This window comes from Betaproteobacteria bacterium, assembly GCA_016713305.1.
Lineage (GTDB): Bacteria > Pseudomonadota > Gammaproteobacteria > Burkholderiales.
On record JADJPK010000031.1, the window covers coordinates 526,393 to 541,737 of the forward strand.

At 65.1% G+C, this 15,345-nt stretch carries 12 protein-coding genes; 6 read left to right on the plus strand and 6 right to left on the minus strand.

Annotated features, from left to right (window positions below; translation table 11 throughout):
• The first annotated feature begins 354 nt into the window (after window positions 1-354).
• Both IPK20_24025 and IPK20_24030 read left to right on the plus strand, forming a co-directional pair.
• Window positions 355-2,679 carry an alpha/beta fold hydrolase gene (locus IPK20_24025; GenBank protein ID MBK8019443.1) on the plus strand — a complete coding sequence of 775 codons (2,325 nt, stop codon included), beginning with the start codon at window positions 355-357 and terminating at the stop codon, window positions 2,677-2,679.
• Window positions 2,680-2,836: 157 nt separating this feature from the next.
• Window positions 2,837-3,232, plus strand: coding sequence for a hypothetical protein (locus tag IPK20_24030; GenBank protein ID MBK8019444.1), 396 nt, complete (start codon window positions 2,837-2,839; stop codon window positions 3,230-3,232).
• 58 nt (window positions 3,233-3,290) lie between these two features.
• On the opposite strand, the gene IPK20_24035 is transcribed toward IPK20_24030, so the two are convergent.
• From IPK20_24035 to IPK20_24060, 6 genes are all read right to left on the minus strand, one after another.
• On the minus strand, window positions 3,291-3,500 hold the full coding sequence (locus tag IPK20_24035; GenBank protein ID MBK8019445.1) for a DUF2788 domain-containing protein: 210 nt from the start codon (window positions 3,498-3,500) through the stop codon (window positions 3,291-3,293).
• Window positions 3,501-3,509: 9 nt separating this feature from the next.
• Window positions 3,510-4,277: a DUF2189 domain-containing protein gene (locus IPK20_24040; GenBank protein ID MBK8019446.1), complete on the minus strand. Its 768-nt coding sequence runs from the start codon at window positions 4,275-4,277 to the stop codon at window positions 3,510-3,512.
• 57 nt (window positions 4,278-4,334) lie between these two features.
• A complete protein-coding gene (locus tag IPK20_24045) occupies window positions 4,335-6,980 on the minus strand; it encodes a UvrD-helicase domain-containing protein (GenBank protein MBK8019447.1) in 2,646 nt (881 codons plus the stop codon).
• 101 nt (window positions 6,981-7,081) lie between these two features.
• Window positions 7,082-7,642: a UvrD-helicase domain-containing protein gene (locus IPK20_24050; GenBank protein MBK8019448.1), complete on the minus strand. Its 561-nt coding sequence runs from the start codon at window positions 7,640-7,642 to the stop codon at window positions 7,082-7,084.
• Complete coding sequence (locus IPK20_24055; protein MBK8019449.1) at window positions 7,639-10,425, minus strand: PD-(D/E)XK nuclease family protein; 2,787 nt, start codon at window positions 10,423-10,425, stop codon at window positions 7,639-7,641. Before IPK20_24055 ends, IPK20_24050 begins: the two co-directional genes overlap by 4 nt.
• Entirely contained in the window at window positions 10,422-10,745 is a 324-nt protein-coding gene (locus IPK20_24060; protein MBK8019450.1) for a ferredoxin family protein, read from the minus strand. The genes IPK20_24055 and IPK20_24060 overlap by 4 nt, the downstream gene beginning before the upstream one ends.
• Before the next feature lie 201 nt (window positions 10,746-10,946).
• Between IPK20_24060 and trxA the strand changes: the two genes are divergently transcribed.
• The 4 genes from trxA (at window position 10,947) to IPK20_24080 (ending at window position 15,337) form a co-directional block, all read left to right on the plus strand.
• Window positions 10,947-11,276 carry a thioredoxin TrxA gene (gene trxA / locus IPK20_24065; GenBank protein ID MBK8019451.1) on the plus strand — a complete coding sequence of 110 codons (330 nt, stop codon included), beginning with the start codon at window positions 10,947-10,949 and terminating at the stop codon, window positions 11,274-11,276.
• 190 nt (window positions 11,277-11,466) lie between these two features.
• Window positions 11,467-12,726 carry a transcription termination factor Rho gene (gene rho / locus IPK20_24070; protein ID MBK8019452.1) on the plus strand — a complete coding sequence of 420 codons (1,260 nt, stop codon included), beginning with the start codon at window positions 11,467-11,469 and terminating at the stop codon, window positions 12,724-12,726.
• A gap of 517 nt (window positions 12,727-13,243) precedes the next feature.
• Entirely contained in the window at window positions 13,244-13,510 is a 267-nt protein-coding gene (locus IPK20_24075) for a type B 50S ribosomal protein L31 (GenBank protein ID MBK8019453.1), read from the plus strand.
• A 132-nt stretch (window positions 13,511-13,642) separates the two neighbouring features.
• Complete coding sequence (locus IPK20_24080; protein MBK8019454.1) at window positions 13,643-15,337, plus strand: glycosyltransferase family 39 protein; 1,695 nt, start codon at window positions 13,643-13,645, stop codon at window positions 15,335-15,337.
• Window positions 15,338-15,345: the final 8 nt, after the last annotated feature.

Genomic DNA, 15,345 nt, shown 5'->3' on the forward strand with positions numbered 1-15,345 from the left:
CAGAGCAGGCCGGGGTTCGACATCGCCCCGTGTCGAGCGCTTGCGCTTGGCCGGATCCTCTTTGACCTTGAAGGAGCGGCGCGCGACCACCATGTCCCGGAGGAGGCCATGGCCGCCGGCCGCGTTTCGAGCTGCGCTAGGCCGAGTCGCATATCGACGCGGGATGCGCGCCGGCGCACGCTGGCAACGACCCTGCCAGCAGCGTCTGCCGCCTCCATGACGGCCGGCCCGAAACTCGCTTCTCGTTGCGAGGGGTCTTTCCGGTGATTTCGATCCTCGTTCACCGGGACACCGTTTGACGGTCGGACACGGGCGCGCCCGATGAGGCGCCAGGACGACCGGGGAGCCATGCCGATGCCGTCTGAACTCGATCTGCCGATCAATCCTTCCGCCTACGAATGGAGCGGCCGGTTCATGCGGTTCCTGCGGCGAGTGCTCAAGGTGAACATTCGCCTGCATCACGACGAAGGCCAGATCGATTCCGGCGACATCTTCGTCTTCAACCACTTCGCGCGCTTCGAGACGTTCATCCCGCAATACCTGTTCTGGGAACATTCCGGCGCGTACTGCCGCTCGATCGCGGATCGAGGACTGTTCGCCCGCCGCGATCGGTTCTCCCAGTATCTGCAGGCTGTCGGCGCCGTCCCGAACGATCATCCGCACCTGCTCACCTTCCTGGCGGCGGAAGTGCTGAGGGGCCGCAAGATCATCGTGTTTCCGGAAGGGGGAATGGTCAAGGACCGGCAGGTCGTGGACGTCGACGGCGAGTACAGCATCTACTCGCGCACGGCGCAGGAGCGGCGCAAGCAGCACAGCGGCGCGGCTGTCATCGCCATGGCGCTGGAAGTGTTCAAGAAGGCCGTCGTGCTGGCAGCGGAACGGGATGACCGCGCGCGGCTGGACTCGTGGTGCTCGCTGCTGGGTGCCGAAAGCCATGACTCGCTGCTCGCGAAAGCCAGGCGTCCCACCCGGATCGTGCCCGCCAACATCACCTTCCACCCCATGCGTGTGCAGGCCAACGCGCTGCAGCGTGGCGTCGAACTGTTCAACCGGGGCATCAGCCCGAGGATGCGCGAGGAACTCCTGATCGAGGGAAACATCCTGCTTCGCGACACCGACATGGACATCCGCCTGGGCGATCCGCTGCGTGCGACGAGTTTCTGGACGCAACGCGAGCATCGGATGGTCGCCGAAAGGGCGGCACGGCTGGGAATGCTGGAGGATGCCTTCACGGCACACGGGGACCGGGCGGACCGCCGCATGCACGCAAACGCCACGAGGCTGCAGCCTGAAAAGCTGCGCGATGCCTACATGCACGAGATGTATCAGCTGCTGACGGTGAACCTGGGTCACCTTGCGGCGCTCCTTGTCTATCGTCACCTCGACGGCGGCGAGACCTCTGTGCCGGAGCTCGCGTTCCATCGCACCCTCTACCTCGCGATCAAGTATCTGCAGCGGGAAGACGGCGTCCACCTGCATCGCAGCCTTCGCAACCCCGATCGCTACGCCGGCCTGCCGGACGGCGCCTGCGTGACGCTGCAGGAATTCATGGCCACCGCGGATCGCCTCGGCCTCATCCGGCGGGAAGATGGCAATTACCGGTTCCTGCCCAAATTGCGGCAGGACCATCACTTCGACGAAGTGCGCCTCGAAAACCCCATCGAGGTGTCGGCGAACGAGGTCGCACCCATCCGCGCCGCGCGGGACTGCGTGGACCGCGCAATGCGTGACGCGGCGGCGCTCTCGGCGCCGGATCTGGCAGGGCTTCTCTTCGACGACGAGCGACGCTCGCACGACTGGGACCGCAACAGCTTCAGCAAGCCCCGCCACGCGGCCATCAACGCATTGCAGACCCATCGGGAGGATGCCGCTCCCTTCCTTCACCATGCCGACGCGCCCCGCCGAATGGGCGTTCTGCTGGTCCACGGATTTCTCGCCTCGCCCGCCGAAGTGCGCGAGTTCGGCCGGCACCTCGCTCAGCACGGATTCGTCAACATGGGGGTTCGTCTGAAAGGCCACGGCACCTCGCCGTGGGATCTCAACGAAAGGACGCGGCACGAGTGGATTGCATCGGTGCGACGCGGCTACGAACTGCTGGCCCCTCTGGTCGACGAAGTCTGCGTGGTCGGGTTCTCGACCGGAGGTCTGCTGGGGCTCGAGCTGGCTTCAACGCTTCCGGCCCGGCTCGCCGGCGTGGCGGCGATCTCCGCACCCGTGCGCTTCCGCAATCGCAACATGGCCTTCGTACCTCTGGTCCACGGCACCAACAAGCTCGCGAACATGGTCGGGCGCAAGGGCGTGGTCACCTTCCGGCCGAACGCGTCCGAGCATCCGCACATCAACTACGTGCACCTGCCCATCCGCGCACTGTACGAGCTCGGACGCCTGGTCGACCAGGTACGCCGCAGACTCGCCCTCGTGCAATGCCCGGCGCTGATCCTCCAGGGCGATCGCGATCCCGTCGTCGATCCGCTGAGCGCCATGCTGCTCTTTCGCGATCTGGGGACCGGCGACAAGCGGGTCCGCATGTTGCCTTCCGCTCGCCACGGGATTCTCTACGAGAACGTGGGCGGCACCTGGACGGAAACTCTGGCTTTCCTGCAGCATTGCGAAGCCCGCCCGGCGATGCCCGAAGTTCCGGATGGCATTTCCGCCATGCCGGTCGAAGCCGTGGCCTGAAGGGCCGGCACCGCTCAGGCCCGCGGCCCCGCGGGCCGATCGGCCCGCGCGCGCGAATCGACGCAGGCCGGTCAATCGCTGCTAACCTTCCGCTTTTATGTTCCGAACCCAGGTGACGACCATGTCCGAACGTCCCGACGAATCGATGGATGCCGAAATGGATGCATCCGACCTTTACCGCGAAGAAATGATCACCGACCGCCGCGTCGGAACCATTCGCGTCCTGCAACCGATCACCGCGGCAGGCGCGCCCGATCCTGCGCGCAAGGCGCAGTACATCGGAGAGGCGCAGATCATGACCTCGATGGGCGCCCTTCCGCTCAGCTTCGAACTGCCCGACGATTCCCTGGCCGCGGCCGTGGCCGGTTACGGCGCCGCCGCCAAGACAGCGATGGAGCGCGCGATGCGGGAACTGCAGGAACTTCGCCGCCAGGCCGCGTCGTCCATCGTGCTCCCGCAAGGCGGGGCCGGCGGTGCGATGGGAGGCGGCGGATTCGGCGGAGGCGGATTCGGCGGACCAGGCCGGGGGGGCGGCAAGCTCCAGATGCCCTGAGCGGCATCACCGGACGGCGGATCTCCTTGCGGCGCGGTGATGCAGGCACCGCGCCGCGTCAGAGTCCCATGAGCCAGGTCATGATCGACTTGGCGATGAAGCCCAGCATTCCGAACGACAGGACGAAGAAGAGCACGAACGTCCCCAGCCGGCCCGCCTTCGATTCCCTGGCGAGATTCCAGATGATGAAGAGCATGTAGCCGATGAAGGCGGTCAGGCCGAAGGTCAGGCCGAATTCCGAAACCTGCTCTTCGCTCAGACCGAACATCGCATCGTCCTATCGCCGCAGAGGCAATCCATCGGTGTCCACGAGATCCAGATAGGCATGCCAGGTGGCGTGACCGATCAGGGGGATCGTCACGATGAATCCGAGCAGGCCGGTTGCGAGAGACAGCATGGTGGCGGCGAGAATGATGCCGGCCCACAGAGCCATGGCGACGGGGTTGTCCCCCACCGCGCGGACACTCGCCAAGAGCGCGGGCCGCAAGGCGATATCCCGGTCGAGCAGCAGCGGCACCGACACGGCCGTCAACGCGAACACCACGGCAGAGCCGAGCCCGCCGAGAACCAGCCACAGGGCGAAAAGACCTTGGCCCTGCGACACGAGCGCATAGCGCAGGAACTCGGCGGGTGTGGCGAACCGTTCGCTCACGAACAAGCCAAACAGCAGGGCGGATACGACGACCCAGGCGGTGGCAGCGGCGAGCAGAAGCAATCCGAGCTGGACCAGCGGCCGCGTTCCCCTCCGCCATGAAGCAACGACGTCGGAGAACTCCGCGGGCCGCCCGAGCCCACGAAGACGGCTCAATTCGTACAGCCCGGTGGCAAGGATGGGCGCTATCAGCACGAACCCGGAGAACGTCCCGGGCAGCAGCGGCCAGAAGACAAGCGTGACGGCGAGAATGACCCATCCACCAGCCGTGACGGCGACGCCGTGGGCAACGCTGGGCCACCCGACTGTCAGGAAATCACGCCATCCGCGCGCAAGCCACTGCAGCGGGCGCGCTGTGTCAACGATGCGGGCGTTGGGAATGGCGACGTTCATGGGTGGGGTCCCTCCGCAGTGCGCGGCAGACCCCGAAAGGGCAGGGGCTCGTTCATGTCAGGCATCGATCTCGTGGAGAAAACCATCGGAGGCGATCAGCGCGGTGCGGATCCGCAAGCCCGGCCAGAGCAGCGATGCGGCTGCCCGGTACTCGCGCAACTGGACGATCCACGGCGAGTCCGCCGGCAGATCCTGGCGCAACGACGTTTCCCCTGTCTTGTAGTCGATGACCCACAGCTCGTCCTGCAGGCACACGACGCGATCCATGCGTCCCAGCTCGCCGTCCCCTCGAACGTAGGCGACTTCGTTGCGAGCCCACCGGTATTGTCCGGGATCGAAGAAGCGTTGCAACCCCGGGGATGAAAGCACCGAGCGCGCGACCTGCAGCGCCTCCTCGAAGAGTTCTCCCGATACGCCGAGCCGGCGCCTGATCCACGAAAGGTCCGCGACCGATGCGGGCGGTGCGAGATGCTGCAGCAGCCAGTGGATCCGGCTGCCGCGTTCCGTCGCGGGAGTGGAATCCTCGTTTCCGCGAGATCCGAACTCGCCGGTCCACACCGGGAATTCGTCGAGGACAGCCTGCGACGCTTCTGCCACGGTCGGTCCGCCCTGGGCGTCGGATACCTCTTCCAATCCGGCGCCGTGGCCGTACTCGTCCCCCAATGCGCAAAGAGCGGTCTCGATACGCCGATACCAGGTCGACGGTGCGGGCCGGGAGGACGAGGTTCCGCTCACGACGAGCATCTGTTTCGCGCGCGTCATCGCGACGTACAAGGCGTTGGCTTCCTCCCGGTTCGCATTGGCGGCTGCGGAGTCGAGCAACGGCCGTGCAGACGGGACGTCCTCTTCGCGCCTGGTCCGCGCGTGAAAGCGGGAAGGCGACCGACGGCCGGCCGGCCACTCCACGAGGATGTGAAACGAGTCGGTCCTGTCGAAGACATGTGCATCCACGACAAAGACGATGGGCGCCTCGAGACCTTTCGCCCCATGGACCGTGAGAAGCCGTACGGCATCCTCGCCGGCGTCGGCGATTCCTTCATCCGGCGCTTCGTCGTCCGTGCCCCCGAGGAGGTCCTCCAGTGCATGCAGGAATCCCGGCAGGCTCGGATAGCGCCCGGAATCCAGCGCAAGGGCCAATTCCAGGAACGCATGAAGGTTCGCGGTCACCGATTGGACCAGGGCCGGCGGAACCGCCGCGCGATATCGGCGGACCACGTCCGCGTCGAAGAAGATACGATCGAGAAGATCGTGCACAGGCAGGCGGTCCGCGACTGCGAGCCAGGACTGCAGAAGTCGCCGTGCCCGGGCAAGTGCCGGACTCGCGCGGCCCGCGACGTCGATCGACTGCAACCGTACCCACCAGGTCTCTCCGTCCGACGCGGCAATGGCCTGAAGGTCGGCATCGCTGCAGGAGAAGACCGGCGAGCGCAGCGCACGTGCGAGATCCAGGTCGGCGAACGGCGTGATGAGGAAACGGAGCAGCGCCTGGAAGTCGCCGCTCTCCAGACGCTCGAGCAACCCGCCCTGCCGGCTCGTGACATAGGGAACGCCGGCAGCGCGCAGCGCCGCTTCGAAAGCGTCCAGGTGCCTGCGTTTGCGGATGAGGATCATCACATCACGGTAGCGGGCCGGGCGCGCCACGCCCCGGTCATCCACGAGCATCCTGCCCACGATCTCAGCGATTCGCAGGGCCACCTCGCCGGCCTCCGCGGCGCGCGGACCTCCACTGAGCGTGGGCGGGGGACGGCTCAGCGGATCGGCCTGTCCCATCCCTTCTCGAGGCACATCGTGGTCGATCTCCGGCACCGGAGCGAGCGGCAGCAGTTCGACCCGGCCGCGCAAACCTTGCCGGGCGGACTCGTGGGGGACGAAGCCGTCGTATACGCCGTTGTCCCCGAACACCTGGTTCACGACGTCCAGTACCGCAGAAGCACATCGATACGAGACATTCTGTTCGCTCACTGCCGCGCCCCGATGAGACCTGAGGTGTTCGCGAGCCTCCCGGAAGAGACGTGCATCCGCCCCACGGAAGGCATAGATGGATTGCTTGGGATCTCCCACGAGGAACACAGTCGGTCCACTGCCCGCTTCCTCGGCCGCGCGCAGCCATGCGAGCAGCACCTGCCACTGCAGAGGATTCGTGTCCTGGAACTCGTCCACCAGAATGTTTTCGTATCGCGCGTCGAGCCGATGCAGCATGTACTGCGCGTTGTCGGACCGCGAGACGAGCTGGTGGACCCGCCATTCCACGTCGGTGAAATCGACGAGCCGGCGGTGGGCCTTGAGTTTCTGCAATTGGTCGAGACAGGCGGCCCCGCAACGGAACACGGCCGCGTTGACGCGGAAGGCGGACTGTTCCGCCCGCTGGGTGCGGACCTCCATGAACCGGTCAGCACACGACGCGTGGAGTGCGAGAAAGCGCTCCTGACCAGCCACACCCAGGCGATTGGCCCCTGCGTTCGTCGCCTTGCACTGGAAGGGATCGCCCCGGCCACCTTCCTTGAACAGGGCCTGGCACACGTGCTCGAAGAAGCTGTCGTCGTCCTCGCTGTCGAGCGCATTCAGCAACAGGCGGGCGCGGCTTTCGTCGCGCGCAACACCCTTTTCCCCACTCACGGCAAGCAGTTCCGCCAGCTCGCGCAGCTCGGCCACGGCTTGCGCGGACGACCGGGCTTCCGCGATCAACGGGGCTTCGGGATCCACGGGCGCTTCCTGCCGCAGCAGACGCAGCGCCGAATCGAGCGCATGTTCGCCTCCGCCCGTCCATGCCCACCAGTCCGCCCGCCGCCGGACGAACTCGCCGATCAGTGCGTGAGTGTTGTGAAGATCGTACCGATCGACCAGGAAGTCGAATGCGGCGACGAGTGCGGGATCCTCCCCCGGGCGACTTCCTCTGCGAACAAGCGACGAGCTTCCTTCAGCAGCGGCGACAACCGTTCTTCCAGCATGCCACCCACGGAAGGTTCGTCGAGGGGTGCGCGCTGCAGGAGTCCCAGGAACCAGCCGTGAAACGTGCTGATCGTGATGCCGGGCACCGCATCCATCGTGCTTTCGAGCAGCGCTCGCGCAGCGTCGATGTGCGTCGCCGCCTCGACCGGATCGACCGCGCGCTCCTCCAGAAAGGCGAGTATGGTGCGATCGTCGGCGCGTGCCAGCTCGCGCAGCCAGGTCCGCAGGCGCGACTGCATCTCGAGCGCCGCCTTGCGAGTGAAAGTGATCGCAAGAATCGACGAAGGTCTGGCCCCCGCGAGGAGGAGCCTGACGATGCGGGAGACGAGCAGCCATGTCTTGCCCGAACCCGCGCACGCTTCGACGACCACGGATCCGGAAGGATCGAGCGCAGTCCCGTTCCGGGAGATCGTCATGGATCGTTCCAGTGATCCTTGCGGCACAGACCGCGCATCTCGCAGTATCGGCACGCGGACTCATCGCCGTTCGCAGGCAAGGGAACGCCCGCGCGCACGTCGGTGAAGACACGGCGCAACCGTTCGATCTCAAGCCGGGCAGCCGCCCCGGCCTCCTCCGTCAGAGGAAGCTCGACGACCTCGCGGTCGTCGATGCAGACATAAGCGGCATGTGTGGCGTCCGGCTCGAGAATGGCATAGCAGGCCAGCTGGACGTCACTGCCGGCTTTCAAGGCATCCTGGAGACTCTTGCGGGCCCGGGTCTTGTAATCGAGCACGGCCGTGTGCCGACGCACATCGCCATCCCGGCGCTCGTCGATACGGTCGATGCGTCCATGCAGCCGGACCGTCCCGCCGTCATCCAGCGCGATGTCCGCCGCGCGTCTGACTTCGGAGTCTGCCCAGCGCCAGCCGGCATCCTCCCGTTCGCGCTGAAACTGCAGATACGCGGGAATGTGCTTGCGCCATTTGCGTTCCCACGCACGGGCGAGGGGGTCGCGATGTGCCGCCTCCGCGAAGACATCCCCGGTGATCGACTCCAGCTCTTGCTGCAGGCGCGGCCCATCCTCCGCGGCCATCAATGGAAACCGTCTATGAAAGCGATCCAGGATCCGATGGACGAGTTCACCATATTCGCGCTTCTCCAGATCCTCGCGCAGCGCCTCGAGGTCCTGCAGCCGCAACAGTTCCGCCGCAAAGTAGCGATACGGACAGGCGATGAGCGCCCCGTATGCGCTCACGGATACGAAGTGCGTCGCGGCAATGCCGGCGACGGGCGCGGGCGCCCGCGTGCGAACGGGCACTTCGGAGACATCCGGCACGGCATGGGAATCGCGCAGCCAGCGCCGGAACCAACGATCGTCGATGAGCCGCCCGCCGAAGACTTCCTCGTGCAGCGTATCGAGCAGCTCGAGCCACGGGCTCATCGGAACGGGTTCCCCAGCGTCTTCGCTCTGCCAGACGGCGAACACATCCCCCGCATCGGCCACGAGCGCCTCGAGGTCGTCCAGCAGGACGCGCCTGCGCTGACGGGACGTGGGCAACCCCAGTTCGGAACGCACGTTGTCGTTCAGGAACAGCCCGGTCGTCTCCGCGGCCGGCAGGCGTGTCACGTCCGCACCGAGCAGCAGCACTGCCTCGAACACCCGCCCCCGGGCCGCGCCGAGATGCGTGATGATCACCGGGCTGCGGATGTCGCGATCACGAAAAAGTGCCGACTCGAACGCCGTATCCAGCCACTGCCGCCATTCCGCCAGCGACAGGAGCACCTTGTCACCCTCCACCGCATCGCGCAAGGATTGCAGCCGGTCCAGAACCTGCCGTCCTGCGGCGTCCTGCGCAAGCCCGGCCCGCACGCCCAGGGTCTCGAGTGTCCTCTCCAGCGCATCGAGCCACTTGCCTGCGCTGCGGCGTCCCGCGGGCCAGCTTCGCACGGCGTCGAGCAGCCGCGACACGGCCTGCTCACCGGGCAGGCCCGTCGAACCCCCGCCGAGCGCTCCACGCAGTCCCTGGAGGCCCGACACGAGATTGCGGGAACGCACGCCGCGTTCGATCTCCACGATCGCCGCCTTGCGCGTTCGTTCCGGCCAGTCGGTGAACAGGTAGGGGGACTTCGTGAGATCGAGGAGGTCCCGATGGTGGAAATCCCCCGTCACGCAATCGAGCCAGCGAGCGATCACCGTCGACGCCGCCACGGTGGACAAGGTCCAGCCCGTTTCGTCCTGCACGAGCACGCCGGCGCGTTCGAGAAGCGCACGAAGCCTTCTGGCCGCGACACGGTCGAACGCGACGATGGCGATGCGTTGCGTACCCTGCGCGAGCCAGTGCCGGATGCGCAGATCGGCAGTGCCGGCCTGCGCTTCGAGACTGGGCGTGCCGCACAGCGCGATCGACCGCACCGGCGATTCCATCGCCGTTCTGTCGTGCAGACGAGCAGCGCGCACCTTGAGGGAATCGCGCCGGTCTGCCGACCACGCCGAATGAAGCACTGCGTCCCTGGCATCGTCCGACATGCCGGTGACGCCCCGGATCACTCTCACGGGTTGGCGCGCATTCCACTTGCCGATGAATTCCTGCTCGACCGGAAGCAGTTCCGCGGAATCGAGAACCCACAGTTCGCCCTGGGCACACTCGGCTGCACGTGAGAGGCCGGCCGAGTAGATGAAGGCAGCATCGGGTTCTCCCGCCAGATGCCGCCATGCCTCGAAGGCCACACGCGCCTCGAATTGGACCGTACGACCCACCTGCATGCCGTAGTACCGGGCGAGCTTCTCCGTGAATGCTTCCAGCGTGGGCGCGAGGCCGATCCGATGCCGCGAAAGCTCGTCCATGAGCCGGGAAAGTTCGCCGGTCGCCTGCCACAGCAGGCCGGGATCGAGGAATGCCTGATCGCGCAGGATGCTGAAGAGCGTGAGCTGACGACGCACGTCGGAAATGAGGGCATGAGGGACAGGCTGGGCTTCGGCGAGCTGCCCGAAGGTGGTGATCGTGGGCAGCGTCAGGGCCGCGCAGCGGGACTCGGCGACAAGCATCCGGGCGAATTCCGATGCTGCCTGGACACCCGGCAACACGACCGTAACGCTGGAAAGATCCGGCAGGAGATGCCGGTGCCGGTCGACGATCAGGGACGCGACCGCCTGCAGAAGGCCACGTCGAGGAAGAATTGCGTGATGAACCGTACCGCCGGCGGACGTGACCCACGCCGCCGGTCCCGCGCCGGCCGGCTCGGCCGGCCGCGCCCTCACTTCTGGAGGTGCTTGCGCTTGTCCTTGGCGTTCTTCCACTGTTCCGCGTCGGGGAGGCCGTCCTTCTTTTCGATGATCGGTTCCCAGGCTTTCGACAACTCGCGGTTGAGTTCGATGAAGTCACGCTGGTCCGCCGGAACGTCGTCCTCCGCGTAGATCGCCTCCACCGGGCATTCCGCCACGCAGAGGGTGCAATCGATGCATTCGTCGGGGTCGATCACCAGGAAGTTCGGGCCTTCCCGAAAGCAATCGACGGGACAGACGTCCACGCAGTCGGTGTACTTGCACTTGATACAGGGTTCGGTGACGACATAAGCCATGGTTTTCGATATCCAGTTTCGGCCGTTGCGGGTCCGGATTTTGCGAGTTCCTTCCGGGCAATGTCCCGGTTGTGGGGCGCGATTGTAACGCGATGCGCCTTTTCAACGACTTCGAATTTGGGCTAGCATTGAGGCCTACCTCTCCCCGACCGCTCCGTCCGGAGCGCCGGTTTCCTGTTCAAGTTCCCGAGATTTCAGCCGATGAGTAGTGAACACATTCACCATGTGACCGACGAGAGCTTCGACACGGACGTTCTCCAGGCCGAAACGCCCGTGCTGGTGGATTTCTGGGCCGAATGGTGCGGCCCTTGCAAGATGATCGCCCCGGCGCTGGACGAATTGGCATCCGAATACGCTGGCCGGCTCAAGATCGCCAAGCTGAACATCGACGAGAACCAGGCAACACCCCGCAAGTTCGGAATCAAAGGCATTCCCACCCTGCAGATCTTCAAGAACGGCAGTCTCGAGGCCACGAAGGTCGGAGCAGTCCCCAAATCCCAACTGAAGGCTTTCATCGACAGTGTCATCTGAGTCCATCAGCGTACCGAATGGTGCCCCGGAGGCTCCCGCCGAGGAAATCGTCGTAAACAATAACAATGCCGGCAACGGCAACAGCAGCGAAAAAGGTCCAGCCTCGCAGCGCTCCGGCCCTCCTCCCCGGTCCTCCAAACACCACAAGCATCAGCAGAACCAGGCGCCACGTCCGTCCAACGGCCCGGCGATGCATCTGTCCGATCTGAAGCAGATGCACGTCACCGAATTGGTGGAGATGGCGCAGGCGAACGAGATCGAGAACGCCAATCGGCTTCGCAAGCAGGATCTCATCTTCGCGCTGCTGAAGAATCACGCCAAGCGTGGTGACAGCATCTATGGCGAGGGGACGCTGGAGGTGCTGCCGGACGGCTTCGGGTTCCTGCGCTCGCCCGACACGTCGTATCTCGCGGGCCCTGACGACATCTACGTCAGCCCTTCGCAGATCCGCCGCTTCAACCTGCACACCGGAGATTCCATCCAGGGCGAGATCCGCACGCCGAAGGATGGCGAGCGCTATTTCGCGCTCGTGAAGGTGGACAAGGTCAACAGCGAAGCCCCGGAGAACGCGAAGCACAAGATTCTCTTCGAGAACCTGACGCCGCTTTTCCCCACGGAGCAATTCTGTCTCGAACGCGACATCAAGTCCGAGGAGAACCTGACCGGCCGCATCGTCGACATCATCGCGCCGATCGGCAAGGGGCAGCGCGGCTTGCTTGTCGCCAGCCCCAAGAGCGGCAAGACGGTGATGCTGCAGCACATCGCGCACTCGATCATGTCCAATTATCCGGACGTGTACCTCATCGTGCTCTTGATCGACGAGCGCCCCGAGGAAGTGACCGAAATGCAGCGTTCGGTGCGGGGCGAGGTGGTGTCGTCGACGTTCGATGAACCCGCCACTCGCCACGTGCAGGTCGCGGAGATGGTGCTGGAGAAAGCCAAGCGCCTGGTGGAGCACAAGAAGGACGTCGTGATACTGCTCGATTCGATCACCCGGCTTGCGAGGGCGTACAACACTGTCGTGCCTGCCTCCGGAAAAGTGCTGACCGGCGGCGTAGACTCGAATGCGCTGCAGCGCCCGAAACGGTTCTTCGGCGCTGCCCGCAACGTCGAGGAAGGCGGATCGCTCACGATCATCGCGACGGCGCTCATCGACACAGGCTCTCGCATGGATGACGTGATCTACGAGGAGTTCAAGGGCACGGGCAACATGGAAATCCATCTGGACCGCCGGATGGCGGAAAAGCGGATCTACCCGGCCATCAACGTGAACCGGTCCGGCACCCGGCGCGAGGAGCTTCTCATCCGACAGGAAATCCTGCAGAAGATCTGGGTCCTGCGAAAACTGCTATATCCGATGGACGAACTGGAAGCCACCGAATTCCTGACGGACAAACTGCGGGCGACGAAGAACAATTCCGACTTCTTCGACTCCATGCGGCGGGGCTGACGGCTCCGAAGCGAAGTCCACGCCGCGCTGCCCGCTCCACGCGCTCCGCGCCTCCGTGTCCGCGCGGCACTTCTTCGACTCCATGCGGCGGGGCTGACGGCTCCGAAGCGAAGTCCACGCCGCGCTGCCCGCTCCACGCGCTCCGCGCCTCCGTGTCCGCGCGGCACTTCTTCGACTCCATGCGGCGGGGCTGACGGCTCCGAAGCGAAGTCCACGCCGCGCTGCCCGCTCCACGCGCTCCGCGCCTCCGTGTCCGCGCGGCACTTCTTCGACTCCATGCGGCGGGGCTGACGGCTCCGAAGCGAAGTCCACGCCGCGCTGCCCGCTCCACGCGCTCCTCCGGGTCTGTGCGATTCCTTCTGAACAGCCGCTGTGACGTCATGCCCGTCAAGAAGGTTGCCAAAGGACTGAATTTCCGGGATGATTCGCGGTTCTCTGACGCTCGACCAGAGTCGGGCGCCGGTTCGATATTTCCGGGCGGTCGGCAATCGCCCGCATCCTTGAGAGAAAGACCATCATGAAACAGGGCATCCACCCCGAATACAAGGAAGTGATCTTCCACGATCCCGGTGCGAACTTCAGCTTCCTCACGCGTTCCACCATCGAGACGAAGAATCGCGAAACCATGAAGTGGGAGGACGGCAAGGAGTACCCCGTCGTCCGCGTTGAAATTTCTTCGGCGTCGCACCCGTTCTATACGGGCAAGCAGAAGATCATGGACACCGCGGGGCGTGTGGAGAAATTCCGCCAGCGCTACAGCCGCACAGGCCGGACCACGAAGTAGGCTCAACTGGTCGAGCAATGACAAAGGCAGCCGACGGCTGCCTTTTTCACTTTTTCGGGCGGCTTGACGAACGCCTCCCGCAGGCTCAGTTTCCTGCCATCGAATCCCGAACAACCGGCACGTTCAATTCCCGTGATCCTGGGTGCTCAGAAGTTCCGCTTCGAATCGATCGTGACCGTCCTGGAAGACAGACGCGGCTGGATCGTCGGCGCGCTTTGCCTGCTCTGGATGATCCCCGGGCTCGTCGCGCGAGAACCGTGGAAGCCGGAGGAGGCCTACATCTTCGGCGTCGTGTACCAATGGCTGGAGACCGGGGACTGGCTCGTACCGGGGCTGGCTGGCGAACCCTTTCTTCGCCACCCGCCCTTCTACTACTGGACCGCGGCCATCGCCGGCAAACTGCTGTCGCCCGTGTTCGCCTTGCACGACGCTGTCAGGCTGATCAACGTGCTCTATGGCGCCGCAACCTTTTCGCTGATGGCCGCCACCGTCGCGCACCTCCAAGGACGGCTACAGGCCTGGCTCGGGCCATTGGTGCTGGTGGGCTGCATCGGACTTCTGCAACCCGCCCATCAACTGGTGCCGGAGAACGCAGTGCTGCTGGCACACGCACTGGGGGCCTATGGCCTGGCGACGTTGGGAGCCGCCCGTGCGCCCGCAGCATTGTCGCTCGGTTGCGGCATCGGCCTCGCATTTCTCTCCCGTGGCGTCATCAGTGCGCTGCCTCTCGCACTATCGGCCTTGATGCTGCCGATCGTGCTGCCGGCGTTGCGCAACCGGCAGTACCTTCGGTTCCTCCTGCTTTCATTCATCGTCGCCTTGCCTTGGCTCACGCTGTGGCCGGCGGCGCTCTACGCGCACGACGCCCATCTCTTCCATGAATGGTGGTGGATCCAGCAGATAGGACGATTCCGCACCGATCTTCCAGGCGCGGGGCACGGGTCACCCGCCTATTACCTGAAAGCTTTGTCCTGGTTTGCGTGGCCCGTGCTGCCGTTCGCTGCGTATGCGCTCTGGCTTGCACGGGGCGAGTGGCGCAGCAACATTGCCGTGACGATGCCGGCAATGCTCTTCGCGACAACCCTCGTGCTGTTGAGCGTGAATCATGACAAGCGCGAGGTCTTCGCCTTGCCCATGCTTTTCCCCCTCTCTCTCCTTGCGACCGCAACCGTCCCGGCGTTGCGTCGAGGGGCTGTGAACGCGTTCTTCTGGTTCGGGATCGCCTTCTTCCTCTTCTTCTTCGCGGCACTATGGTTCTATTTCGCGGCGATCGATTTCGGGGTTCCCGAACGTGCAGCACGGCACATGGCCAGGATGGAACCGGGATACGTGCCCGGTGTTTCCCTGGCATCCATGGTCGCGGCAGCGGTGCTCACGGCCATCTGGGTGCTGACCCTGTTCAACATCCGCCGCTCGCCCGCACGGCCGTTCGTGACCTGGGCTGCCGGGGCGGCGGCATTCTGGACCGCCCTGATGCTCCTGATGATAGGGTGGGCCGACAACGCGAAGTCCTATCGGCCCATGATCGCGTCGCTGTCCCATGCCCTCGCCGGCCATGAAGGCTGCGTCTCCAGCCTAAGTCTCGGCGAGTCGCAGCGCGCCCTCTTGCACTATTACGCCGGACTCAAGACGAAACGCGTGGAAAGCGGAAACCGGTCGGACGCCTGCGCGTATCTCCTCGTGGAAGGCACGGTTGGAGAAGGCCCGTTGGGTTCTCCCTGGATGCTGATGTGGGAGGGCCATCGCGCCGGAGACGACCAGGAGAGGTTCCGGCTGTATCGGCAGGGTGTTGCCGCGCCTCCGGCAACAGGGGGCGCAAGACAATGAAGATCACG